Annotated in this window: 23 protein-coding genes; 10 read left to right on the forward strand and 13 right to left on the reverse strand. The window is 63.0% G+C overall.

Translation table 11 applies throughout. From position 1 onward, the window contains the following. The 3 genes from BLQ85_RS01745 to BLQ85_RS01755 are packed head-to-tail and all read right to left on the reverse strand — an operon-like array spanning position 1 to position 2,377. Positions 1 to 672: an RraA family protein gene (locus BLQ85_RS01745; protein ID WP_074574328.1), complete on the reverse strand. Its 672-nt coding sequence runs from the start codon at positions 670 to 672 to the stop codon at positions 1 to 3. Positions 673 to 674: 2 nt separating this feature from the next. Beyond that, positions 675 to 1,652 carry a Bug family tripartite tricarboxylate transporter substrate binding protein gene (locus BLQ85_RS01750; RefSeq protein WP_074574329.1) on the reverse strand — a complete coding sequence of 326 codons (978 nt, stop codon included), beginning with the start codon at positions 1,650 to 1,652 and terminating at the stop codon, positions 675 to 677. 26 nt (positions 1,653 to 1,678) lie between these two features. Continuing rightward, entirely contained in the window at positions 1,679 to 2,377 is a 699-nt protein-coding gene (locus BLQ85_RS01755) for an RraA family protein (protein ID WP_074574330.1), read from the reverse strand. Between the two features lie 67 nt (positions 2,378 to 2,444). Here BLQ85_RS01755 and BLQ85_RS01760 point away from each other — a divergent pair, with 67 nt between their 5' ends. Next, positions 2,445 to 3,344, forward strand: a complete 900-nt coding sequence (locus BLQ85_RS01760) for a LysR family transcriptional regulator (RefSeq protein WP_074574331.1) — start codon at positions 2,445 to 2,447, stop codon at positions 3,342 to 3,344. Here BLQ85_RS01760 and BLQ85_RS01765 read toward each other — a convergent pair. The 6 genes from BLQ85_RS01765 to hemN all read right to left on the reverse strand — a co-directional run bounded on the left by BLQ85_RS01765 (position 3,341) and on the right by hemN (position 7,162). After that, positions 3,341 to 3,745 (reverse strand): DUF1801 domain-containing protein, encoded by a 405-nt coding sequence (locus tag BLQ85_RS01765; RefSeq protein WP_074574332.1) that lies wholly within the window; start codon positions 3,743 to 3,745, stop codon positions 3,341 to 3,343. The two genes, BLQ85_RS01760 and BLQ85_RS01765, sit on opposite strands and share 4 nt — an antisense overlap. Positions 3,746 to 3,779: 34 nt before the next feature. After that, positions 3,780 to 4,211: a DUF1801 domain-containing protein gene (locus BLQ85_RS01770; RefSeq protein ID WP_074574333.1), complete on the reverse strand. Its 432-nt coding sequence runs from the start codon at positions 4,209 to 4,211 to the stop codon at positions 3,780 to 3,782. Positions 4,212 to 4,241: 30 nt separating this feature from the next. Next, positions 4,242 to 4,658, reverse strand: coding sequence for an SRPBCC family protein (locus BLQ85_RS01775; RefSeq protein ID WP_074574334.1), 417 nt, complete (start codon positions 4,656 to 4,658; stop codon positions 4,242 to 4,244). Beyond that, positions 4,655 to 4,978, reverse strand: a complete 324-nt coding sequence (locus BLQ85_RS01780) for an ArsR/SmtB family transcription factor (RefSeq protein WP_074575104.1) — start codon at positions 4,976 to 4,978, stop codon at positions 4,655 to 4,657. Before BLQ85_RS01780 ends, BLQ85_RS01775 begins: the two co-directional genes overlap by 4 nt. A gap of 114 nt (positions 4,979 to 5,092) precedes the next feature. Further along, positions 5,093 to 5,773: a sulfite exporter TauE/SafE family protein gene (locus tag BLQ85_RS01785; RefSeq protein WP_074574335.1), complete on the reverse strand. Its 681-nt coding sequence runs from the start codon at positions 5,771 to 5,773 to the stop codon at positions 5,093 to 5,095. A 6-nt stretch (positions 5,774 to 5,779) separates the two neighbouring features. Beyond that, a complete protein-coding gene (hemN, locus tag BLQ85_RS01790; RefSeq protein ID WP_074574336.1) occupies positions 5,780 to 7,162 on the reverse strand; it encodes an oxygen-independent coproporphyrinogen III oxidase in 1,383 nt (460 codons plus the stop codon). A 211-nt stretch (positions 7,163 to 7,373) separates the two neighbouring features. Here hemN and BLQ85_RS01795 point away from each other — a divergent pair, with 211 nt between their 5' ends. Continuing rightward, entirely contained in the window at positions 7,374 to 8,462 is a 1,089-nt protein-coding gene (locus tag BLQ85_RS01795; RefSeq protein WP_074574337.1) for a fatty acid desaturase, read from the forward strand. A gap of 170 nt (positions 8,463 to 8,632) precedes the next feature. On the opposite strand, the gene BLQ85_RS01800 is transcribed toward BLQ85_RS01795, so the two are convergent. Then, entirely contained in the window at positions 8,633 to 9,133 is a 501-nt protein-coding gene (locus BLQ85_RS01800) for a hypothetical protein (protein WP_074574338.1), read from the reverse strand. Positions 9,134 to 9,436: 303 nt separating this feature from the next. On the opposite strand from BLQ85_RS01800, the gene BLQ85_RS01805 reads away from it, so the two are divergent. The 4 genes from BLQ85_RS01805 to BLQ85_RS01825 all read left to right on the forward strand — a co-directional run bounded on the left by BLQ85_RS01805 (position 9,437) and on the right by BLQ85_RS01825 (position 14,296). Continuing rightward, positions 9,437 to 10,705 (forward strand): nucleotidyltransferase domain-containing protein, encoded by a 1,269-nt coding sequence (locus BLQ85_RS01805; RefSeq protein ID WP_074574339.1) that lies wholly within the window; start codon positions 9,437 to 9,439, stop codon positions 10,703 to 10,705. A gap of 846 nt (positions 10,706 to 11,551) precedes the next feature. Further along, complete coding sequence (locus BLQ85_RS01815) at positions 11,552 to 12,436, forward strand: nucleotidyltransferase domain-containing protein (protein ID WP_175456031.1); 885 nt, start codon at positions 11,552 to 11,554, stop codon at positions 12,434 to 12,436. 7 nt (positions 12,437 to 12,443) lie between these two features. Further along, positions 12,444 to 13,364, forward strand: a complete 921-nt coding sequence (locus tag BLQ85_RS01820; protein ID WP_074574342.1) for an S-4TM family putative pore-forming effector — start codon at positions 12,444 to 12,446, stop codon at positions 13,362 to 13,364. Further along, positions 13,361 to 14,296 carry a hypothetical protein gene (locus BLQ85_RS01825; protein WP_139200856.1) on the forward strand — a complete coding sequence of 312 codons (936 nt, stop codon included), beginning with the start codon at positions 13,361 to 13,363 and terminating at the stop codon, positions 14,294 to 14,296. The genes BLQ85_RS01820 and BLQ85_RS01825 overlap by 4 nt, the downstream gene beginning before the upstream one ends. 148 nt (positions 14,297 to 14,444) lie before the next feature. On the opposite strand, the gene BLQ85_RS01830 is transcribed toward BLQ85_RS01825, so the two are convergent. The 3 genes from BLQ85_RS01830 to BLQ85_RS01840 form a co-directional block, all read right to left on the reverse strand. Next, the gene (locus BLQ85_RS01830; protein ID WP_074574344.1) at positions 14,445 to 15,200 is read right to left on the reverse strand and encodes a helix-turn-helix domain-containing protein; all 756 of its coding nucleotides are present in this window, start codon (positions 15,198 to 15,200) and stop codon (positions 14,445 to 14,447) included. Between the two features lie 14 nt (positions 15,201 to 15,214). After that, positions 15,215 to 15,619, reverse strand: a complete 405-nt coding sequence (locus BLQ85_RS01835) for a response regulator (protein WP_254779640.1) — start codon at positions 15,617 to 15,619, stop codon at positions 15,215 to 15,217. Positions 15,620 to 15,731: 112 nt separating this feature from the next. After that, positions 15,732 to 16,565, reverse strand: a complete 834-nt coding sequence (locus BLQ85_RS01840; RefSeq protein WP_074574346.1) for a universal stress protein — start codon at positions 16,563 to 16,565, stop codon at positions 15,732 to 15,734. 172 nt (positions 16,566 to 16,737) lie between these two features. On the opposite strand from BLQ85_RS01840, the gene BLQ85_RS01845 reads away from it, so the two are divergent. The 4 genes from BLQ85_RS01845 to BLQ85_RS01860 all read left to right on the forward strand — a co-directional run bounded on the left by BLQ85_RS01845 (position 16,738) and on the right by BLQ85_RS01860 (position 21,349). Next, the gene (locus BLQ85_RS01845) at positions 16,738 to 17,664 is read left to right on the forward strand and encodes a LysR family transcriptional regulator (protein ID WP_074574347.1); all 927 of its coding nucleotides are present in this window, start codon (positions 16,738 to 16,740) and stop codon (positions 17,662 to 17,664) included. 76 nt (positions 17,665 to 17,740) lie between these two features. Further along, positions 17,741 to 19,165, forward strand: coding sequence for an FAD-dependent tricarballylate dehydrogenase TcuA (gene tcuA / locus BLQ85_RS01850; RefSeq protein WP_074574348.1), 1,425 nt, complete (start codon positions 17,741 to 17,743; stop codon positions 19,163 to 19,165). Further along, the gene (gene tcuB, locus BLQ85_RS01855) at positions 19,152 to 20,336 is read left to right on the forward strand and encodes a tricarballylate utilization 4Fe-4S protein TcuB (protein ID WP_074574349.1); all 1,185 of its coding nucleotides are present in this window, start codon (positions 19,152 to 19,154) and stop codon (positions 20,334 to 20,336) included. The genes tcuA and tcuB overlap by 14 nt, the downstream gene beginning before the upstream one ends. Before the next feature lie 68 nt (positions 20,337 to 20,404). Next, positions 20,405 to 21,349, forward strand: a complete 945-nt coding sequence (locus BLQ85_RS01860; protein ID WP_254779698.1) for a Bug family tripartite tricarboxylate transporter substrate binding protein — start codon at positions 20,405 to 20,407, stop codon at positions 21,347 to 21,349. Positions 21,350 to 21,355 lie beyond the last annotated feature (6 nt).

A 21,355-nucleotide genomic window follows, 5' to 3' on the forward strand; every position in this document is an offset into this window, starting at 1 on the left:
TCAAACGCCTTTCTGGCTCAGGGTGGCATCCACCCAGGCCGATGAGTATGTACCCGCGAGGATCGCGGCGATGGTGGCCTGCTCGTCCCGCACCTTGGCACGGGCTTTTTCCGCGACCTCAGCCGCGAGCGCGACGGGCACCGCGACAAGGCCGTCCGAGTCGCCAACAATGACGTCGCCCGGCTGGACCCGCATGCCGCCCACGGCGACGGGCACATTGATGCTCCCCGGGCCGTCCTTGTAAGGGCCGCGCAGGCTCACGCCCCTGGCCCAGCACGGAAAGCGCTGCGCCTCGAAGGCGTCGACGTCTCGGATGGCACCGTCCATCACAAAGGCCGCGGCACCGCGCATGCGCGCCGTCGTCATCATGATCTCGCCCACCAGCGCGCGAGAGATGTCCCCCTCCCCGTCCACCACCAGCACATCGCCGGCCCGCAGCATGTCCAGGGCCTTGTGGATCAGCAGGTTGTCGCCGGCCCGCACCCGCACCGTGAAGGCGTTGCCGCAGCAACTGACCAGGGAGCGGTTGACGGGCCGCAGCGCGGTGGTGCCGACGAGGCGCCCGCCCATGACATCGCCGATCACCGAGCTGGGCAGGCCGCGCAGGGCGTCCAGCGCGGCGGCGTCTTCTTTCACCCGGGGGTGGATCTCGATTCCATTGAATGCCGTCATGCTCAATCCACTTTCGCGCCCGAGCGCTTGACCACGGACTCCCACAGGGGCAGCTCCGAGGCGATGAATTTGGCGAAGGCTTCGGGTGTGCCCTTGACGTCGGCCGATCCCATTTTGTCCAGGCTTATGCGCGCCTCCTTGGAGTCGAGCACGGTGTTGAGCGCGCCGTTCAGCCGCTTCACCAGCGCCGCGGGCGTGCCGGCCGGCGCGAACAGGCCGTACCAGTTCTCGGTCACAAAGCCGGGCATGCCCTGCTCCTTCATGGTCGGTACATTCGGCAAGCCGGCTGAGCGGGCCGCGCCCGTCGTGGCGAGGGCACGTATGCGGCCCGACGCGAGCTGCGGCACGATCACGCTCATGGCCTCGAAAGACATTTCCACCTGCCCCGCCACCACATCCTGGATCGCCGGCCCCGAGCCTTTGTAGGGGATGTGGGCCAGGGATATCTTTTGCTCCAACTTGAGCAACTCGCCCATCAAATGCTGCGGGCTGCCGCTGCCGGCCGATGCATAGCTGAGCTTGCCCGGGTTCTTTTTGGCGAGTTCCACCAATTGGGCAAGGCTGGTGGCCGGCACGCCCGCGCTGACATACAGCACCAGGGGCACGGAGGCGACCTGGCCGATCGGCGCAAGTCCCTTGACCGGGTCCACGCGCAGCTTGTAGAGGTTCCGGTTGATCACGATGCCGGTGTTGCTGCCCAGCAAAAGCGTGCATCCGTCCGGCGCGGCGGTGGCCACAAACTCAATGCCGATATTGCTGCTGGCGCCGGCCTTGTTCTCGACGATGACGGGGGTCCCGAGTTCCTTCATCAAGCCGGGCTGGATCAGGCGTGCCAGCAGGTCGGTGGTGCCGCCGGGCGGATAGGGCGACACGAGCTTGACCGCGGGGCAAGGGTAGGCGGCTTGCGCGCAGGCCGCGCCCGATGCGATGGCGAGGGCCGTGAATGCGGCAAGGGTGGAAAGAAGGCGTTTGGGATTCATGGTGTTTGTCTCCGGAAATCAGGGCTTCAGGCCGCCAGCGGCGAATCGGCCGCGCGCTGCAGCGTGTGGTAGTTGAACTGCTTGCGGGCCTCGGCCAGCGGCATGCCGGCCAGGGCGGCGGCGAGGATTTGCTCTTCAACGACCCGGGTTTCGAGTGCCTTGGCCAGCACGTCCTGCAGGCGGGCTCGCGGCACCACCACAATGCCGTCCGCATCCCCGACGACCAAGTCGCCCGGGCAGACCCGCACGTCGCCCAGCGTCACCGGCTGCTCATAGGCCTCGACCTGCACGCGGTCCTTGCCGGTGCGCATGAAGCGACCGTGGGCATACAGCGGGTAGGCCACTTCATCGGCCTCCGCCGTGTCGCGGCAGACGCCATGGATGACCGTGCCGGCCAGTCCCTTGTGCGCGGCGAGCCGGCTAAGGATGCCGCCCCACACCGTGCAGTCCAGGCGGCCGCCGTTGTCGAGGACGGCGACGATGCCGGGTTTGAGCGTGTCGATGAAGTCGCCCACGGTTCCGGGCGAAGACCGGTCAATGGGCGCAAAGCGCACGGTGAAGGCGAAGCCGAACAGCTTGGCCGGGCCGGCCACAGGGCGTATGCCCAAAGCGCTGCCGGGCAGCTTCAGCGCGTCCAGCGCATCGGAAATTTCGGCGGTGGACAGGGCTTTGGCCTGCTGGAACCAGGCAGCCTGGCTGATGTCTTGGGAGGTGTCGTTGCTCATGGATCGCATCATCAAGCAGTGAATATCTGAATGCAATCGCCGATTTTTGAATTAATATTCAAAAATAATGAACTTAAAGCAAGTCAGATACTTTTGCGAAACCGTGGACGCCGGAAATGCCCGCGCCGCGGCCGACAAACTGTTCGTCGCGCCGACGGCCATCAGCATGCAGATCAGCCAGCTGGAGGCCTTGCTGGGTGGCGCCCTGTTTGACAGGGCAACCCGGCCCATGGGCCTGACGCCGCTGGGCCAGTTTGTTTACTCCAAGGGCACGGAACTGCTGTCGGCCAGCGGCCGGCTGGAAGTCGAGGCCAAAGGCATGGCTGCGGGCAGGTTGGGCTGGCTGGGCATAGGTTTTACGCGCTCCACGATTTTTTCCATCCTGCCCGAGGCCGTGCGCGCCATGCAGTCGGCCTTGCCCGACGTGCGCATCGACCTGGAGGAAATCCTTACCGAGGAACAACCGGCCGCCTTGCGCAGCGGCGCCATCCACCTGGCCATCGCGCGCACCCTGGGGGCGTTCACGCGCGAACCCGACCTGCACTACACCGAACTCTTCGACGACCCGCTGGTCGTCGCCCTTCCCGCGCAGCATCCGCTGGCGGCGCAGGCCAGCCTGCGGGCCGCGGAGCTGAACGCCCTGCCCTATGTGAGTTATCCCAAGGTGGCCAACGCGCACTTTTCCCGACAGGTGCTGAACATCCTCGAGCAGGCCGGCGCAAAGGTCCAGGTCGGCCATGAGGCCAAAGAAATCAACACGGCGCTGGGACTGGTGGCCGCGGGCCTGGGCGCGACGGTGGTGGGCCGCAGTGTCGCCACGAACAACCGCGGCGACATCCGCTTTGTGCCGATTGCCGACCTGTCCGTCGGCAGCAAGGTTCTCGCGGTCCGCAAAGCCGGTCCCGTAAATGCGCTGGTAGAAGCCTTTCTGGACAAGCTGCGCGAGCAGGTGCCAGGCCGCGACTAAGCCTTGCTGTTCAGCGCCGCGGCGGCGCGCACCAGTGCCTTCAAGGCTTTTTCATCGATCTCGTCACCTTCGTGGATATCGATAGCGCGGCGGGTGTTGCCTTCGAGGCTGGAGTTAAAGAGGCCTGCCGGGTCCTCAAGCTTGGCGCCCTTGGCGAAGGTCATTTTCACGGCGCTCTTGTAGGTCTCGCCGGTGCAGATGATGCCGCCGTGCGACCAGACCGGGACGCCGCGCCACTTGATCTCCTCCACCACCTCGGGAACTGCTTGCTGGATGATCTTGCGGATGCGGGCCAATGTCTCGCCGCGCCAGTCACCGAGCTCGCGGATCTTCAGGTCTATCTGCGCGGAGGCGGAGCCGCCTTCACTGGCTTTCGCGTCGCTGCTTGCTGCTTTTTTCATGGTGGATGCTGCTTTCTCTTAAGGTGTTCGCCGCTCACATTTTTTCGCCGGGCAGTTCGCTGGCCTGCCGGATCCAGGCGGCCAACTGGGCCTCGTCGAACCGGCCGTCCTCCAGGATGTGGACATAACGCGTGTCCTGGCTTTTGGATTCAACCGGTGGCACGGGGCTTAGTGACAAGCCGCGAAAGAAGGCTAGCTTGACGTAGTGCGTGAAGCAATGAAAGCTCAGGAACCAGCCCTGGCCCGCCACACCGTAAAACGGCGAGTTCCACTTGACGGCCTTGTGCACACCGGGCACGGTGCGTGTGACCAGCGCGTCCAGGCGCCGACCCACATCGCTTTTCCAGCCCGGCATGGCCGCGATATAGGCTTGCACCGGGGCATCGCCCTCGCCTTTGGGGATTTGCGGGTTGCCGCCCGCGAGCAGCGCCGGCTTCGCGCGGGTCTTGTTGTCCGTTGTTTTCATCTCCGGGCCTTCTTGCGAAGAATGCGGGCCTCAATCCGCCCGCGCCAGCACCTGCTCCAGCTGGCCAAAGAACTGCTGCCAGCCGTGTTTCGCGCCCTGGTAAGCCTGTTCCTGGTCGGTGCGAAAGCCCGCCTGTTCCATGCGCAAACGCGTGCCTGTGCCTGTGGGCGTGAGCGTCCAGGTGACCACGCTTTCCAGGCCGTAGGCGGCCCAGGTGTAGGACAGGGTTTTCTCGGCTTCGACGGTCTTCACCTCGCAGTCGACGGAGCCCCAGTCGGCGCTGAGCTTGAAGCCGCGGCCCACGACGGGCTGGAAGTCATTCTTCATGAGCCATTCGGCGATCAGGTGCGGCTGCGTGAGCGCGCGCCAGATTTTTGCCGGCGGGTGGGGGATCTCGCGCTCGACAACAACGGAGCGGGTTTCGGTAACGGCTTGGGCTTGGGTCATTGGTCCATCCTTTTTAACAGTGATTCAAGGTCATCGAAGCGTTCATTCCAGAACGCGCCATAGGTGCTCACCCAGTCGCGCAGCGGCGCGAGCGCCAGCGGCTGGGCGCTGTAATGCGTCTCGCGGCCCTGCTGCCTGTCGTTCACGAGTTTTGCCTGTTTGAGCACGCGCAGGTGTTTGGACACCGCGGGCTGCGACACACCGGCGCGGTCGGTCAAGGCGCGCACGGTCTGCTCCCCGTCGCGCGCCAGGCGTTCAAAGATCGCCCGGCGCGTCGGGTCGGCCAGGGCTTTGAAAACTTCGTTTGCGAGGGCTTGCATGGCCGGAATCATAACCCGATGGTTATTGATTCGTCAAGCGCTGCCCTGGCCGCTTCCATGCCGGCGGTGTGCAAGGGGGCCAGGGAAAGGTAAAAGAGAAAGGCGGCCGGCGCCTCAGGCCAGGCCGCACCACTGGGCGATGCGGTGGGTCATGTCGCCCCACAAACCCAAGAGGGCGGCCAGCACCAGCACGGCACCGCCCGCGCGCACGCCAAGCTGCCCGCCCAGGCGGTTGCCGGCCTGCCGCAGCCCGGCGAGCATGCGCGGCGCGAGCCACAAGGAGACGCCGCTGCCCAGCGCAAAAGCCGCCATGGCGAATGCGCCCTGCAGCGGCCCGCCGCCCAGCGAGGCCACCAGCAGCGCCGAATACAGCAGGCTGCAGGGCATAAAAGCCCAGAGCATGCCCACCGAGAACATGCCGCCCCGCGACGCGGCCACCGTACCCACCCGGGACCAGGCCGATCGCCCTGCCCGGTCGGCCCAGGCCGGCTGGCTGGCATTCACCACCAGCACCAGGCCCCAGCCCAGCACGGCCAGGTGAAACAGCATCCATACCGGCTTGAACGCAGCGGCGTGTTCCGCCATCCAGGCCAGGCTTTGCACCGCCGCGGCGGCGGCCGTGCCCGCGGCGGAATAGCCCACCAGCCGCCCGGCCTGGAACAGCAGCGGCGACTGCGGCCGCCGCTTTGGGTCCATGCGCCGCAAGCCGCCGCAGGCCGCGCCGCACATCACGGCGCAATGCGGGCCGCCGGCCAGGCCCATCAGCAAGGCGGTGGTGGCAAGCGCGTAGCTCATGGGCGCCTAAATAATGCGCGAGAAGCGGCTGCGGTTGAGGTCGGACTGCAGGTAGCGGTCAAACACCATGGCCACCGCCCTCAACACGAAGCGGCCTTCAGGCGTGACGCGAAAGCCGCTGTCCGACAGCACGACCAGGCCGGCGTCTTCGAGTTCGCGCAGGCGCTCGAGTTCGGCGGCGAAATAGCGCTTGAAGTCCAGCATCCAGGCCAGTTCCACCGACTCGAACCACACCTGGCCCTGGCACATGATGGCCATGATCACCGCGCGCCGCGCCAGGTCGTCCCGGCTCAGCGCCAGGCCGCGCGTGACGGGGAAACGCCCCTGGTCCAGCAGGTCGCAGTACTCCTCCATGGTTTTGGCGTTCTGGCTGTACGTGGCGCCCACCGCGCCTATGGCCGACACGCCCAGGCCCACCAGGTCGCGGTCGGGCTGGGTGCTGTAACCCTGGAAGTTTCGGTGCAGCCGGCCCTCGCGGCCGGCCACGGCCAGGGCGTCGCCGGCCAGCGCGAAATGGTCCATGCCGATGTACTGGTAGCCCGCGCCCTGCAAACGCGCCATGGCCTCGGCCAGCATGGCGGCCTTGTCCTCGGCCGCCGGCAGCAGCGTCACCGGGATGTGGCGCTGGGGCTTGAAGCGCTCCGGCAAATGGGCATAGGCATAAAGCGCGATGCGGTCCGGCCTGAGTTCCTCAATCTGGCCAATGGTGCGTGCAAACGAGGTCTGCGTCTGCCGCGGCAGGCCATAGATCAGGTCCACATTGATGGATTCAAAACCGAGCAAGCGCGCCTCGGCCACCAGCGCGAACACCTGCGCGGCCGGCTGGACCCGGTGCACGGCTTTCTGCACGTCGGGATCGAAGTCCTGCACGCCAAAGCTCAGGCGGTTAAAACCCAGGGCAGCCAGGGCGGCCAGCCGGGCCTTGTCCACGGTGCGCGGGTCCACCTCTATGGACATCTCCGCGCCGGCCACGATGTCGAAATTGCGCCTGAGCATGCCCATCAGCTGGGCCAGTTCCGCGTCGGAGAAAAAGGTCGGCGTGCCGCCGCCCAGGTGCAGCTGGCTGACGGGCTGGCCGTGGCCCAGGCGCGCCGTATACAGCGCAACTTCGCGCTCCAGGTAGCCCAGGTAGACGGCCGAGCGCGCATGCTGCTTGGTGATGATCTTGTTGCAGGCGCAGTAGTAGCACAGCGATTCGCAAAACGGGATGTGCACATAGAGCGACAGCGGCGCGGCCGATGCCTCGGCCCGCGAGCGCCTGTCGTCCAGCGCGCGGCCGTGGTCGGCGGCACTGAAGGCCTCGACAAAACGGTCCGCTGTGGGAAAGGAGGTGTAGCGCGGACCCGAGATATCAAAACGCTTGAGGGCCTGGGGTAATACAGCGGACATGGGATGTTTCAGGAAGTGAGGCCTCCACTGTGCCGCCGGCGCGCCACGGCCGCGTTGATGTGGATCAACGGCGGTCATGGTTCGCACCGGCACGCAGGCGGTATGTGGGGTGCTTGACCTGCGTCAAAGCGCGGGCAGGGAGGGCCCCCTAAGCTGCGGACTTCCCCATTGCCCGTGGCCGAACACTCTTTGCGCCACACCTTCATCCCTCATGCCCACCACCCAAACCCTCTCACCGCCCCCCGCAACGCCCCTTCCCCACCGAAAAATCCTGCGTTCCTGGCTGGCCCCCATCTCGGCCAAAAACACCGGCATCGCCCTGGCGCTGTCCGTGGCGGACTTTGCCCTGTTCGCCGCCTGCATGGCCGGCGCGGTGCTCGCGCGCCATCCCGCGCTGCAGGTGCTCATGGGCCTGGCTGCCGGCTTCATGATCGCCAGGCTGTTTATCCTGGGCCACGACGCCTGCCACCAGAGCTTCACGCCGCACCGCCGGCTCAACCGCTGGCTGGGCCGGCTGCTGTTCCTGCCTTCGCTCACGCCCTACAGCCTATGGGACGTGGGGCACAACGTCGTGCACCACGGCTACACCAACCTCAGCGGTTTTGACTTCGTCTGGCAGCCCGCGACGCTTGAGGCCTATGAGCGCATGCCCGCCTGGAAACAAGGGCTGGAGCGCGCCTACCGCAGCGGCTGGGCGCCCTGGTTGTATTACGCGGTGGAGATCTGGTGGAAGCGGCTTTACTTTCCGTCCAAGGCCGTGATGCCCACCCGGCGCGGCATTTTTGTCGCAGACAGCTTGCTGGTTACCGCCGTCGCCGCGGCCTGGGTCGCCGGCCTGGTGATGGCTGCGCCGGCCACCGGCCAATCCGCTGCCTGGTTGCTCGCCGTCGGTTTTTTCCTGCCCTTGCTGGTGTGGAAGGCCTTGATGGGGTTTGTGGTCTATGTGCACCACACGCACACCCGCATCGCCTGGTACGACAACAAAAAAGACTGGTCGGCCGCCAACCCCTTTGTCTCGACCACCGTGCACCTGCGCTTCAACGGCTTTTTCGGCGCGGCGCTGCACCACATCATGGAGCACACCGCCCACCACGTGGACATGGGTGTGCCGCTGTACCGCTTGAAACAGGCCCAGGCCGTGCTGGAAGAAAAGCTGCCGGGCCACATCGTGGTGCAGCCCTTTTCCTGGCGCTGGTACTTCGGCACGGCGCGCCGCTGCAAGCTGTATGACTTCGAGCGGCGGCAGTGGACGGATTTTTCCGGCAGGCCGACCTCGCAGCCGGCCATGAACTTTCTTTAAGCAGGTTAGAACCTGTTCGCGGCCTAAACGGGTCGTGTTGGTGTGCAATCGGGATGAGTGGGCCGCCCCGGCACGCCGCATGGGCTGATGCCCATGCAAGGGCCCGGGTGAGGGGCGACAGGGATTTAACTCGAATGAAACCCGCGCAGCACGGCAGCGTGATTATCGACTCAACCCGGCCCGGTCTTCGCTCTCGCAGAAACGATGTCAGCTCCCAGAGGAAGAACCCCTTGCACGTCGAAGGTGAGATATCCGTCCACTTTCTCGAAGATGGGACCCAAGGCTACAACCACGCCATCCCGCTCGGTGATTGACGTACTGATGTATTCGACAGATGGCGGATCGATGGAAATAGCGAGACGCGCTTTTTTGCTCACTTCTTTTGGTCCAGAAAGCGCATTGCGCAGGTGCTGACCAATATTGCCAAGAGCGGTTCGCTTTAGGCCGAAGCGACGCTCCAGCGTTTGTGTGACGCTCAGCACCACTAAGTCACGGGCAGTGAATTCCCTGGCCACTCGAGGCAACCCCTTTTCTTCGTTGTAGGGCCAAAGCACTTTCAAAATCGCGTGCAGTTCGTCTCGGCTGTAGCCGGTCACAGTGCACACATCAGTTGCGGTTAATCGTCGTGGCACGTTGGTCCTCAAGCTCAATTGCATTAGCAGTTTGCCCATTTTCCGCGAGATTTCTCTGCAAATCTGCGTAAATTATCCGCAATACTGTTATTAAAAGTCGCAAATCGAGGATATCGATGAGGGTTCTTGAATTTTGAAGGCAAATAGAATAAAAATCACTACATCTGGTGTCTTGCGGACCATTTAGACCACAGGTATAGTGTCTGTCAGGTTTGTGCAAGCTTTAAAAGAACCACCAAAAATAGACGCCAATGGTGGTTTGGAAGCCCAACATTAGCCGGCAGTCGATACAGACCGCGGGTTTTCACTACTGATCGGGCGTCCATATCTAGGAATTAGTGCATGCAACGCGACAGCATCCATTTATCTGTTCCGCGCCGGAGTCACTCCGAGCGCGCCTCAGGACAGTTTTTCCACCTTTCCAGCGTCGTGGCCAGCGTTTTCGTGCCAACGCACAAGCAGCTGGAAACCCTCGATGGCTCCTATCTTTCCATTGGTAGCTACTTGACGGAAAGTGAAGAGTTTCGTGAGCTGACCATCGAAGTGCACGGCCATGGTTCGCGTCAGATCGGCACTCTTGTTCGCCCTCTTCACGTTCGTGAAATTGGCTTTGACGTGGACGCTGTGCTATTGCTCAAACGAGCTGCCATGCTGCGGTATGGCGGTGCAGAAGGCGCGCGGCGCTTGATCAATGACCTACACCGAGTCCTGAAGCGTTATGCCGACCACCACCGCCTGGGAATCGAGAAATGGGATCGGTGCGTTACCTTGGTCTATGTAGATGGAGTGAGAGTCGATGTTGCGCCGGTCATCGAAGATCCGCTGGTGTCGATCCCTTCCGGCGAAACCCACGCACTGATTCCGGATCGCCTCCTCGAGCGCTATGCACCCACTAATCCGCGCGGCCTAGAACAAGGTTTTAATACGGCAGCCAAGATTCAAGCGATTTTTACCCGCGTCTTGAAGGAAGCGCAGGTCCTGGATTACGCGACGCGCGCGGATGTAGCGCCGCTACCCGATCCAGACGTAGTCTCAAAACGTTTGCTAAGCATCTTCGTTCAGCTGATGAAGGTGCATCGAAACATTTGTTTTGGTGCCCCAAAAAATGACAGTGAAGACCTTTCACCGGCATCTATTTTTATCACCACTCTTGCCGCAATCTCCTACACCTTGAAGGCGCCCCAACCTCACGAAACGCCCTTGGATTTGCTGCTGGACGTGTTTGAGACCATGCCGATGTGCTTCCAGCGCGAGAGGCGTCCTCACGGGGACGAAATCTGGGCGTTGCCTAACCCCTGGGCTCCTGGCGATGACCTTGCTGCGTGCATGAACACCCCACAAAAGCAGGCAGCGTTCTTCCAATGGCATACCCGGTTCTGCCGGGATATTGGTGAGCTTCTGGAAAGTATTGAGCAACGTTCCGGCTCGGGAGTTACCGAGGCGTTGGTGGAAAAGGCTTTTGGCCCGCGCGCTGCGAGCGCCGTGCGTGAAGACTCCGCCCCAAAAGCACCGACCAGTCATGCTGGTCGGTCAGTTGTTTTTGGGACCGCGGCGGGTGCGATGGCGAGTCTGCCTGCACGGGCCAATACCAACTTTGGATCACCAGATTGAAGCCGCAGTACAAGCCACCTCCCCCGCTACTCGCACAGCGGGCGTTAGAGTTGCGTCGGCTAAATCTGGCGGGCGCCAGGATTGAAATAATCGCGGGGACGATGCTGCGTTACTACTTCAGTATCTCGCCTGGGCGCTATGGCCGCCTTTATGACTGCATATTGACTGTGCTTCAAGGAGAACGGGCACCGCGGATGTTTGTGATACGTCCGAATTTGATCGAGCTTGCCGCCGGTAAGCGTCCTCCGCATCTCTACGATCATGACGGGCCAGGTTCGCTTCTGTGTCTCTGGTGGCCAAAGAACTGTGAGTGGGATCCGCGTCACAAGCTGACTGACAGCTACATCCCTTGGACCGCCGAGTGGCTTTGGTACTACGAAGAGTGGCTGAAATGCGGCAAATGGCTCGCCGGGGGAGCGCACCCTTTACGGGTGCCGCGCCGATGGAGTCCGGGCAAGTGTCGCGAGACAGCATCTCTGGATAGCGCCCAGAGCCGACCGATCACCATCTGCGACGAGCCCGGCCTCAGGCTCGCTGCGGCAACTTGAGGCCAGGAGTCGAAAATGCCAGTGAACAACAAGCAAACATCCCCGCGCGTAGCTTCGGTCGCAAGCAAGACGCTGCGCTCGCCGTCCTCTAGCGTCACTCAGCGCTCCATCGCTGGTTCAGCACTGCGGCAAGCTGGAACACCTGCGCAGACAGGCGCAAAGGTTGAAGGAACGGCCTCCCGCGCCTTAGACAATCCGCGATCGGCCAAAGTGACTCAAACTTTAGCTGGTTCAGTGGTGTCGCAATCGAACCGCAAACGTTAAATACGCCTACGTACGACCTTCACCCGAGCACACGATGAGATCCCAGGCCCCGCCCCAACTGAACTTGATCGCGTTGGCGTCTCGCATCCAGCCGCAGGACGCTGGTCTTCGCGCAGCACGATCTCATCGGATGTCCGTACGCACGCGTCTGACCAAGTCATTCGCCGTTGCGAATGCACTTGCAATAGGAAGCCATGCACGCGAAACAGCTGTGCACCGCTTCAGCGATCTAGACTTCATGGTTGTGTTGCGCAAAGAGGAGTTCTACCACGGTGACCGCATGGTTTCTTCGGACACGGTGCTGAATCGGGTTATCGACGATCTGCGAGAGCGCTATCCTTCGTCCACCGTCAAGCGCGACATTCTTGCGGCATCACTCGGCTTCGGTAGCTCTGGCCAGAGTCTAGATGTGGTACCAGCGAAATTTCATGAGTTTGTAGGAGGTCGGCCGGTCTACCTGATCCCTGATGGCGATGGCGGCTGGTTACGCACGAGTCCTGCTACGCATGATCGTCAGTTCCAAGTTCAGCAGACGCGTAGCGGTAATAAGCTACGAAAGGTTTCACAACTTCTCAAGTGGTGGAAGCATGCGCGTGAAAACCCTCTCCCGATTCGAAGTTTCTATATCGATATGCTGCTGTGTAGCGGCGATGTCGGCGTAGGCGTCGGTAAGACGTATGGGACTTGTCTAAAGGACTTCTTCGAGCTGTTGGTGGCCACCGAGTGTCGACCGGTGCTGGATCCCTGCGGCATCGCCGGACGAATCTCCGCTAACGACAGCCAGGCGCAACACGACACGTTAAATAGGGCGGCTGTTTACGCTCATCAACACGCACATGCCGCGATTGCGGCTGAGCAGCGGCGTGACTTCCCCGAAGCGAATCGCCAGTGGAGTTTGGTTTTCAACGAGGCGTATTGACTCATATATGACACCTGTCCAAGCCTCTTCGCCTCAAACAAACAACATCGCCATTGACCAAGTCCGTCCCGAGGCCATTGATCTATTGCGGGCCCGCGATCGCGTCTATGGGTACGCCAAGATATTGCAAGGTGTTTTCGTGCTGGTGATGATAGTAATTGGTGTCTTGGGTTCTGTCGTCTCTGCTGACCATAAGCCGATTTTTGGTTTGCTCGGTATCTTTGCGCTGCTAACTGACGTGATTTACCTGGAGTCGCATATCAAGAGACTTTGCAAGCTGGGAGCCCAGTTGGGCGAAGAATTTGACATCAAGGTGCTGAATTTGTCGAGAAACCAGTTCATTGCGGATCGTCCGGTGGCGCCAGAAGATGTGCGCAGGTATTCGGCCGAGCTCCTTCACGCCGACCGAGAACGGCAGCTGCATAACTGGTATGAGCCGCAGGTTGGTCAGGTACCGCTGGCAATCGGCCGACTGATATGTCAGCGAACAAACATCAACTATGACGCAAGGCTACGAACAAGTTATGCGGCACGAGTGCTGCAGGCGGTACTGCCGCTCATGGGCGGGCTATTGATTGCATGTCTGACACTGGGAATGAGTTTGGAGGCCACGGTATCCTTGATCAGTTCACTACTGCCTGTACTGAATTGGGTCGCTCGTGACCTTCGCAAAAACGTCGAGGCAACATCGCAGCTCGAGAAGCTGCGCAGTGAGTTCGACCGGCTTTGGGCTCGCGCACTCGATGGCGCAATGCCCGACGAGCTTTCGCAGGGGTCGCGCCGTCTACAGGATGCGATTTTTCAGCATCGTGGGAACACCACTTTGATTACCGACTGCTTCTATCAGCGCATGCGCTCGAAAAGCGAAGACGAAGCAGGCGCAGCAGCCAAACGACTGATTGAAGAGGCTCGCACGGCGTTAATATGACTCAATTCATCCAGCAGCCACTTCCGGTGGCTTCCTCCGAAAACGAGCATCACTCGTCGGCGATTGGTGCGGAGAAAACACAATCTAGACACGCAACAGCTGACTTTTGGGCGGCGGAGATTTCTAAGGCATTAGAGGACCCAGAGGTTAAACGAGTTCTCGAGAGCTTTGCACGTAAGGTAGGTGAATTTCTTGCGCCGCTCATGCCCGCGCTAAAAGCTTTTGGAACTGCGCTGCGTTTTGTGGCCGAGGCAATATCAAAACTACCTGCGGCCCTGCAGGAGGCCGTTTTTACGTTAATGCACCGCGGGTGGTTTTTTGATCCCAACATGCCGCTTTCTCAATGGTGGGTGATCCACAACATGATTGTTTTGGGGAATGTAGTTGAAGCTGATCAGTTGATGGCTGAACACTTCGAGTCTCGCCTGGATGAGATCGAAGACGAGCTATCTTCCGCTTTGCCGCATCGTGCTTCAAAGTTCAAGTCCGGGTTTGCGGCACACCGCCGAGGTGAATACGATTTGTCTATTCTGGCGTTCTTGTCTCAAGCCGATGGTGTTTGCAAAGAGCTCCGCGGAGGACATTTTTTCCTAGTCGACAAATATACGCGCCTACCGGAAGCAGCTGAGTATGCGGCAACCTTCGGGGAGAATCCGATAGAACGCATCGTCCACATGGCGCTCGCCGAGAAATTACCTATTCGGGTACAGATGTCGAAACGAGCCGCTGTTGGACTTGATCTGCTGAATCGTCATGCTGTGATGCACGGAGAGTCTCTTGATCACGACACCAAAGAAAATAGCCTACGCGCCATTTCTCTCCTCAATTATGTAGCCCTCAGTTTGAATATGGACGATGGATCGGCGTTCGCTGAGGCAAAAGCGTCACCTGTTGGCTCTCTACTGCAGATGAGGACAGTAGATCCTAAATAGTGAGGTGCACCTCTGGTAACCGTTCTTTTTCAGTCGATTGATGCCAAGGTCGCCACCAATTCCTGCCAGAAAAGATTAGTGGCCTTCACGAATTCACTGAGGTCGTCGACATCTCTTGCGGCGCCCCGTTTGGGCCGTGAACGAGTTCTTAATGAACGCGCGTCTCGAAGATGCGCTTGAGCGCCTCGGCATCGAGGATGCGGATGTGGCGCTTGTCGACTTCGAGGATGCCCTGCTGCTGGAAGGCCGAGAAGGTGCGGCTCACGGTCTCCAGCTTCATGCCCAGGTAGCTGCCGATTTCGGCGCGCGACATGCGCAAATGGAATTCACTGGCCGAGTAGCCGCGCAGCTTGAGCCGCTGCGACAGGTTGAGCAAAAAGGCGGCCAGCCGCTCCTCGGCATTCATGCTGCCCAGCAGCATCATCAAGCTGTGTTCCCTGACGATTTCGCGGCTCATGAGGCGGCTCACGGCCTGCTGCATGCTGGCGCTGGCCGCGGCCAGGCTGCTGATCTGGTCGTAGGGAATGGTGCAGACCTCGGTGTCTTCAAGCGCGGTGGAGTTGCTGGCATAGGCGCCGTTGGCGATGCCGTCCAGGCCCATCAGTTCACCGGCCATCTGGAAGCCGCTGACTTGTTCGCGGCCGTCGGCCATCGTCAGGCTGGATTTGAAGGTGCCCATGCGCACCGCGTAAATGTTGCGGAAGGGTTGCCCCTCATGGTAGAGCGCCTGCCCCGCCTTGACCTTGGTGCGGGTGAAGTGGAGCTCGTCCAGCCCGCCCACGTCGGAGGGTTTCATGCCGCAGGGCAGGCACAGGTCGCGCAGGTTGCAATTCGAGCAGTGGGTCTTCAGTGGCGGGATGGCGGTCGTTGAAGCGTCACTGGCGGATGAACAGGCTAAGGACATGATGACTCCTTGGGTTAAAGGGAAGAAACGGGTTGAGCAGCAAGCCCGGCCAGGGCTTTCACCTGGCCGGCGAGCTGGTAGAACTCGGTGTGTTTGTCGAGAAAGCAGGCGGCGCCCTCGGCGAGGTAGCGCGCGCGGTAAGCCGGCTCGGCATGGTTGCTCAGGATGATGAAGGGGATGCCCGGCGCGGCCTTGAGCACGGCCCGCAGCACCTGCAGGCCGGTGCCTTTTTCGAATTGCACATCGAGCACCACCGCGTCGGGCCGCACGGCCAGGATGCCGGATATCGCCGACTCGGGCGTATCAGCCTGGCCCGCGACCACCATGCCCTGGGCCGTGAGCATCTCGGCCACGCGGCGCCGGCTCAGCGCGGAGTCGTCAGCCAGGAAAACCTGGGTGGGGGAAGTGCTGTCTTGCATGCTCCTACTGTCGCGCAGGCGGTGCATTCAGGACATCGGGCTTTGCTGAAAGCCCGGCTCGGATAAAGCTGGTTTGCCGGCGCCGGCCCTCCTAGCCCGGCTCGGAATTTTCCTAGTGGGCCATCAGCACTGGCAGCGTCATGCTCTTGAGCACGGTGCGGGACGCGCCGCCCAGCACCCATTCATGGGCGCGGGTATGGCCGTAACAGCCCATCACCAGCAGGTCCGCCTGCAGGTCGAAGGCACGCGACAGCAGCAACTCGCCCAGTTTGTCGGGCTCAACCGCTTCGTGCTGCCATTGCGCCTGCACGCCGTGGGCCTGCAGGTAGGAAAGGATATTCGAGCCTTCACCGGCGGCTGCCGCAGCGTCGGCACCCCAGCTCAGCACATGCACCGAGCCGGCCTTGCGCAGCAAGGGCAGCGCCGCCGCCACGGCGCGCGCCGACCCGCGGGTGGGTTTCCAGGCGATCACCACCTTGCCGGGCAAGCCGGGCCTGGCCGAGGTATAGGGCAGCACCAGCGCCGGCCGTCCGCTGAGCGCGATCACGGTTTCGGGGAAATCCGCGGGCATCAAGGTGGACCAGCCTTCGCCCGGTCCGTGCTGGCCCAGCACCAGCAGGTCGGCATACAGCGCCTGCTGCGCAAAAGCCGGGGCCAGCGGAAACTCATGGACTTCCGCCCAGCTTGCCCGCAATCCCGCGGACTTGAGCTGCTCGAACACCGAGCGCGCCCGCGCCAGTTCGGTGTCCTGTGTGTTGTCGCGCTGCACGGCCAGGCCGGGAATGCCGGCGGCCACCGGAAGCGCCTCCGAAGCCGAAGGCGAGGCATACAGCGCCGTGATGCCGGCGCCGTGCCGGGCCGCAAGCCGGCCGGCAAATTCAAGGCGCTGCGCGAATTGCGGCGAGGCATCGGCATGGACCAGCAGCTGTTTGAGTTCATCACTCATGGAACACCCCCAGGCTCAGAGTTTCAATACCCCGACTGTAGGTAGTTGCACCCCGGGCTGTGTTGATCCCGGTCAACACGCCGTTATTTGATCGCAGGCCCTTAGGAGCATCGGCAGGCGTTCACCTGCAGATGAACGGGAATACGATAGCGTCATTCACTCCTGGACCCTTATGGAACTCCGCCAACTCCGCTATTTCGTGAAAGTCTGCGAACTGCGCAGCATGGGCCGAGCCGCCATCGAACTCGGCGTGGTGACATCTGCGCTGAGTCAGCAGATAAGCCGTTTGGAGAGCGAGCTCAGCACCCGATTGCTTCAGCGTGGCAGTACCGGCGTGAGTCCCACCGACGCGGGCGTGGCGTTCTTGCAGCAGGCCCAGCTTACGCTGCGCCACGCGGAAGAGGCGGTGCGCGCGGCCCAGCAGGCGCGCCTTTCGGGCCATGTGAGCGTGGGCCTGGCGCCGACCACGGCCTCGGTGCTCGGCCTGCCGCTGATGCAGGCCATGCGTGCGCGTTACCCCGATGTACGGCTGCACCTGGTGGAGTCGCTGTCGGGCCACCTGGCCAGCATGCTGCAGGCGCGCCAACTCGATCTGGCCGTGCTGTTCGAGCCCACCACGCCGCGCCGCTGGAGCATCGAGCCCCTGCTCGACGAAAAGCTGTTCGTCCTGGCCGCCGCCGGTTTGGTTCAGCGCCCTTCCGGCCTCAAGGTGCGGCTGGCCCAGCTTGCCGACGTGCCGCTGATCATGCCCAGCGCCGGCCACGGCCTGCGCGCCACCCTCACCGCCGCCTTTGCCCGCGCGCGCATCGAGCCCGACGTGGTGGCCGAGATCGACGGCCTGGCGCTGCTGATGGATGCGGTCCGCGCCGGCCTGGGTGCCACCATCCAACCGGGCGCCGCCGTTGCGCGGCAGTCAACGAAGGACGTGCTCAGCAGCCAGATCACCGACGCGCATGTGAGCCGGCGCAACCTGCTGGTTAGCCTGTCGGACGACGAACTATCGCCAGCCGCGCTGGCCACGCGGGTGGTAATGGCCGACACGGCGCGCACCTTGGTGCGCGAAGGCCGCTGGGCCGGCGCAAGCCTTCTCGAAAACTGAACACCTGTTGCCCGATCCGGCCTTTCGCAGGAAGGGCCGCCGGCCTAAAGTCTCCTGACCCACAAGGAGACAAGAAGTGAGCGATGAGCAGGTCGATGTACTGGTCATAGGTGGCGGCAATGCCGCACTCTGCGCCGCGCTGATGGCGCGTGAGGCCGGCGCCAGCGTGCTGCTTCTCGAAGCCGCGCCCAAGGCCTGGCGCGGCGGCAATTCGCAGCACACGCGCAACCTGCGCTGCATGCACGACGCGCCGCAGGACGTGCTGGTAGAAGCCTACCCTGAGGAAGAATACTGGCAAGACCTGCTGAAAGTGACCGGCGGCCTGACCGACGAACACCTGGCCCGGCTCGTCATCCGCGCCTCGTCGAACTGCCGCGACTGGATGCGCCGCCACGGGGTGCACTTCCAGCCGCCGCTCTCGGGGGCACTGCATGTAGCGCGCACCAACGCATTCTTCATGGGCGGGGGCAAGGCGCTGGTGAACGCCTATTACCGCAGCGCCGAACGACTGGGCGTGCAAATCCGCTACGAGACGCCGGTGGCTTCGGTGGAGCTCGACGGCGAGCGCTTCACCGCGGTACACACCGAAGCCGGCGAACGCATCACCGCCAGAAGCTGCGTGCTCGCCGCCGGCGGCTTCGAGTCCAACCGCGCCTGGCTGCGCGAGGCCTGGGGCCAGAACGAGCGCGGCGAATGGCTGGCCGACAACTTCCTGATCCGCGGCACCCGCTTCAACCAGGGCGTGCTGCTCAAGCAGATGATCAAGGCCGGTGCCGACGCCATCGGCGACCCCTCGCAGGGCCACATGGTGGCTATCGACGCCCGCGCCCCGCTCTTTGATGGCGGTATCTGCACCCGCATCGACTGTGTGTCGCTGGGCGTGGTGGTCAACCGCGAGGCCCGGCGTTTCTACGACGAGGGCGAGGACTTCTGGCCCAAGCGTTACGCCATCTGGGGCCGGCTGGTAGCCCAGCAGCCCGCCCAGGTGGCCTATTCCATCATCGACCAGAAGGCCGTGGGCCGCTTCATGCCGCCGGTGTTTCCCGGCACCACCGCCGACACGCTGCAAGGGCTGGCACAGCAGCTCGGCCTGGACGAGCCCAGCTTCCTGCGCACCATTGCCGACTACAACGCCGCCTGCCGCGTCGGCCGCTTCGACCACACCGCGCTGGACGACTGCCGCACCGAAGGCCTGGCGCCCGCCAAGACCCACTGGGCCCGGCCCATTGACACCGCGCCCTTCTACGCCTACCCGCTGCGCCCCGGCATCACCTTCACCTACCTGGGCCTGAAGGTGGACGACACCGCCGCCGTGCGCTTCGGCGGACGGCCCAGTCCCAACCTCTTCGTGGCTGGCGAAATGATGGCCGGCAACGTGCTCGGCAAAGGCTACACCGCCGGTGTCGGCATGAGCATCGGCACCGCCTTCGGCCGCATCGCGGGCACCCAGGCCGCAGCCGCCGCCCTGAAGCAGAAAGAGTCCCACCATGCAAACGCTTGAAGCCCTGGCACGCGAGGCCGTTTCGCTCGCGGACGGTCCGCGCCGCGTCATTCCCATTCTTTCCACCGCCGAGACCGAGGTCGGCCGGCAGATGCAGATCTGCAATGCCTGCCGCTATTGCGAGGGCTTCTGCGCCGTGTTCCCGGCCATGACCCGACGGCTCGAATTCGGCAAGGCCGACATCCACTTTTTGGCGAACCTCTGCCACAACTGCGGCGCCTGCCTGCACGCCTGCCAATACGCGCCGCCGCATGAGTTTGCCGTGAACGTGCCTCAGGCCATGGCGCAGGTACGCGGCCAAACCTATGTGGACTACGCCTGGCCGCCCGCCCTCGGCGTGCTCTACCAGCGCAACGGGCTCACGCTGTCACTGGCCCTGGCCGCAGCGCTGGTGCTGTTCCTGGCAATGGCCGTGGCGATGAAGGGCAGCCTGTGGGGCACCGCGCCAGGCGACACCTTCTACAGTGTGTTTCCCCACAACCTGCTGGTGAGCCTGTTCGCCCCCGTGTTCCTGTTTGCCACATTGGCGCTGGCCATGGGCGTGCGGCGCTTCTGGCGCGACATCACGCCCGCCACCAGCGGCGCGCCGCTGAACGCGCCCGCCGCCGCCGAAGCCGCCGATGCGGTGCTGCGCCTCAAATACCTCGATGGCGGCCACGGCGACGGCTGCCACAACGAAGACGATGCCTACACACTGTCGCGCCGGCGCTTTCATCACCTCACCTTCTACGGCTTCATGCTGTGCTTCGCCGCCACCAGCGTCGCCACGCTCTACCACTACGCCTTCGGCTGGGTGGCACCCTACGCCCTGCCCAGCCTGCCCAAGCTGCTCGGCGTCGCCGGTGGCATCAGCCTGGTGCTCGGCACCGCCGGCCTGTGGCACTTGAACCGCAAGCGCCATCCCATGCATGGCGACCTGGCGCAAAAACCAATGGACCTGGGCTTCATCGCCCTCCTGTTCCTCACCAGTGCCAGCGGCCTGGTCCTGTGGCTAGGGCGTGGCACACCCGCCCTGGCCCTGCTGCTGTGCCTGCACCTGGGCGCCGTCATGGCCCTGTTCGCCACCCTGCCCTACGGCAAGTTCGGCCACGGCATCTTCCGCGGCGCCGCGCTGCTGCGCCATGCCGTCGAGAAACGCCTTCCCAATCCGATTGGCCTTGGCGCCGATTGAGAACCGCAAGACACAAGCACCCCAAGGAGACCCCCATGAACAAACGAAAATTTCTGCGCACCACCACGATGGCGGTGGCTGCGCTTTGCGCAACCGGCCATGTACCGGCTCAAGACTTCCCTCCCAAGAAATCCATCACGCTTGTGGTGGGCTTTGCCCCTGGCGGGGCAGCCGATGCCGCGGCGCGCCTGATCGCAAGGAAACTTGGCGAGGACATCGGCCAAACAGTGATCGTGGACAACAAGGCCGGTGCTGGCGGAAACATCGCTCACCAGTATGTGGCGAACGGGCCAACCGACGGCTCGATGCTGTTGTTCGGCTCCATCGGACCGCTGACCATTGCACCTCATGTCATGAAGGTCAGCTACGACCCCTTCAAGGACCTGGCCGCGATCTCTGGCGGGGTGAGCTTCCCTAATATGCTGGTGGTGCACAAGGGCCTGGGCGTGAAGACCCTGTCCGAATTCGTTGCGCTGGCCAAAAAGAAGCCCGGCAGCATCGACTTCGCCTCTACCGGCGCCGGCTCGGCTTCACACCTGGCCGGGGAGCTGTTTAACCAGCGCGCCGGCATTGACATGGTGCACGTCCCGTACAAAGGCGGCGCTCCGGCCCTGCAGGATCTACTGGGGGAACGCGTCGCCTCCTATTTTTCGGCACCGCCCACCGCGATGCCGCACGTCGAAGCCGGCAAGCTGGTTCCGCTGGCTACCACCGGCCTCACCCGCCCTGCCTACATGCCCAACATCCCGACGGTGGCTGAATCGGGCTACCCCGGGTTCGAGGCTCTTAACTGGTACGCCTTCCTGGCACCCGGCAAGACGTCCGTGGCCATCCTTGAGCGCTGGAACCAGGCCATCGTCAAGGTGTTGGCCGACCCCGGCGTGAAAGAGGCCCTTAACAAGCACGGCCTGACGCCGCAGCCGACTACCCGCGCCCAGTTCAGCGACTTCATGCGAAAGGAAGATGCCAAGTGGGGCGCCATCGTGCGCGAGCGAAAGATCACCGCAAACTGATGGGGT

Source organism: Polaromonas sp. JS666, from assembly GCF_900103405.1.
Taxonomy (GTDB): domain Bacteria; phylum Pseudomonadota; class Gammaproteobacteria; order Burkholderiales; family Burkholderiaceae_C; genus Polaromonas.

What these genes read in the sequence shown, in the direction of transcription:
- BLQ85_RS01745 (WP_074574328.1), bottom strand. Translation starts at nt 672, where the DNA reads ATGACGGCATTCAATGGAATCGAGATCCACCCCCGGGTGAAAGAAGAC.
- BLQ85_RS01750 (WP_074574329.1), bottom strand. Translation starts at nt 1,652, where the DNA reads ATGAATCCCAAACGCCTTCTTTCCACCCTTGCCGCATTCACGGCCCTC.
- BLQ85_RS01755 (WP_074574330.1), bottom strand. Translation starts at nt 2,377, where the DNA reads ATGAGCAACGACACCTCCCAAGACATCAGCCAGGCTGCCTGGTTCCAG.
- BLQ85_RS01760 (WP_074574331.1), top strand. Translation starts at nt 2,445, where the DNA reads ATGAACTTAAAGCAAGTCAGATACTTTTGCGAAACCGTGGACGCCGGA.
- BLQ85_RS01765 (WP_074574332.1), bottom strand. Translation starts at nt 3,745, where the DNA reads ATGAAAAAAGCAGCAAGCAGCGACGCGAAAGCCAGTGAAGGCGGCTCC.
- BLQ85_RS01770 (WP_074574333.1), bottom strand. Translation starts at nt 4,211, where the DNA reads ATGAAAACAACGGACAACAAGACCCGCGCGAAGCCGGCGCTGCTCGCG.
- BLQ85_RS01775 (WP_074574334.1), bottom strand. Translation starts at nt 4,658, where the DNA reads ATGACCCAAGCCCAAGCCGTTACCGAAACCCGCTCCGTTGTTGTCGAG.
- BLQ85_RS01780 (WP_074575104.1), bottom strand. Translation starts at nt 4,978, where the DNA reads ATGCAAGCCCTCGCAAACGAAGTTTTCAAAGCCCTGGCCGACCCGACG.
- BLQ85_RS01785 (WP_074574335.1), bottom strand. Translation starts at nt 5,773, where the DNA reads ATGAGCTACGCGCTTGCCACCACCGCCTTGCTGATGGGCCTGGCCGGC.
- hemN (WP_074574336.1), bottom strand. Translation starts at nt 7,162, where the DNA reads ATGTCCGCTGTATTACCCCAGGCCCTCAAGCGTTTTGATATCTCGGGT.
- BLQ85_RS01795 (WP_074574337.1), top strand. Translation starts at nt 7,374, where the DNA reads ATGCCCACCACCCAAACCCTCTCACCGCCCCCCGCAACGCCCCTTCCC.
- BLQ85_RS01800 (WP_074574338.1), bottom strand. Translation starts at nt 9,133, where the DNA reads ATGGGCAAACTGCTAATGCAATTGAGCTTGAGGACCAACGTGCCACGA.
- BLQ85_RS01805 (WP_074574339.1), top strand. Translation starts at nt 9,437, where the DNA reads ATGCAACGCGACAGCATCCATTTATCTGTTCCGCGCCGGAGTCACTCC.
- BLQ85_RS01815 (WP_175456031.1), top strand. Translation starts at nt 11,552, where the DNA reads ATGAGATCCCAGGCCCCGCCCCAACTGAACTTGATCGCGTTGGCGTCT.
- BLQ85_RS01820 (WP_074574342.1), top strand. Translation starts at nt 12,444, where the DNA reads ATGACACCTGTCCAAGCCTCTTCGCCTCAAACAAACAACATCGCCATT.
- BLQ85_RS01825 (WP_139200856.1), top strand. Translation starts at nt 13,361, where the DNA reads ATGACTCAATTCATCCAGCAGCCACTTCCGGTGGCTTCCTCCGAAAAC.
- BLQ85_RS01830 (WP_074574344.1), bottom strand. Translation starts at nt 15,200, where the DNA reads ATGTCCTTAGCCTGTTCATCCGCCAGTGACGCTTCAACGACCGCCATC.
- BLQ85_RS01835 (WP_254779640.1), bottom strand. Translation starts at nt 15,619, where the DNA reads ATGCAAGACAGCACTTCCCCCACCCAGGTTTTCCTGGCTGACGACTCC.
- BLQ85_RS01840 (WP_074574346.1), bottom strand. Translation starts at nt 16,565, where the DNA reads ATGAGTGATGAACTCAAACAGCTGCTGGTCCATGCCGATGCCTCGCCG.
- BLQ85_RS01845 (WP_074574347.1), top strand. Translation starts at nt 16,738, where the DNA reads ATGGAACTCCGCCAACTCCGCTATTTCGTGAAAGTCTGCGAACTGCGC.
- tcuB (WP_074574349.1), top strand. Translation starts at nt 19,152, where the DNA reads ATGCAAACGCTTGAAGCCCTGGCACGCGAGGCCGTTTCGCTCGCGGAC.
- BLQ85_RS01860 (WP_254779698.1), top strand. Translation starts at nt 20,405, where the DNA reads ATGGCGGTGGCTGCGCTTTGCGCAACCGGCCATGTACCGGCTCAAGAC.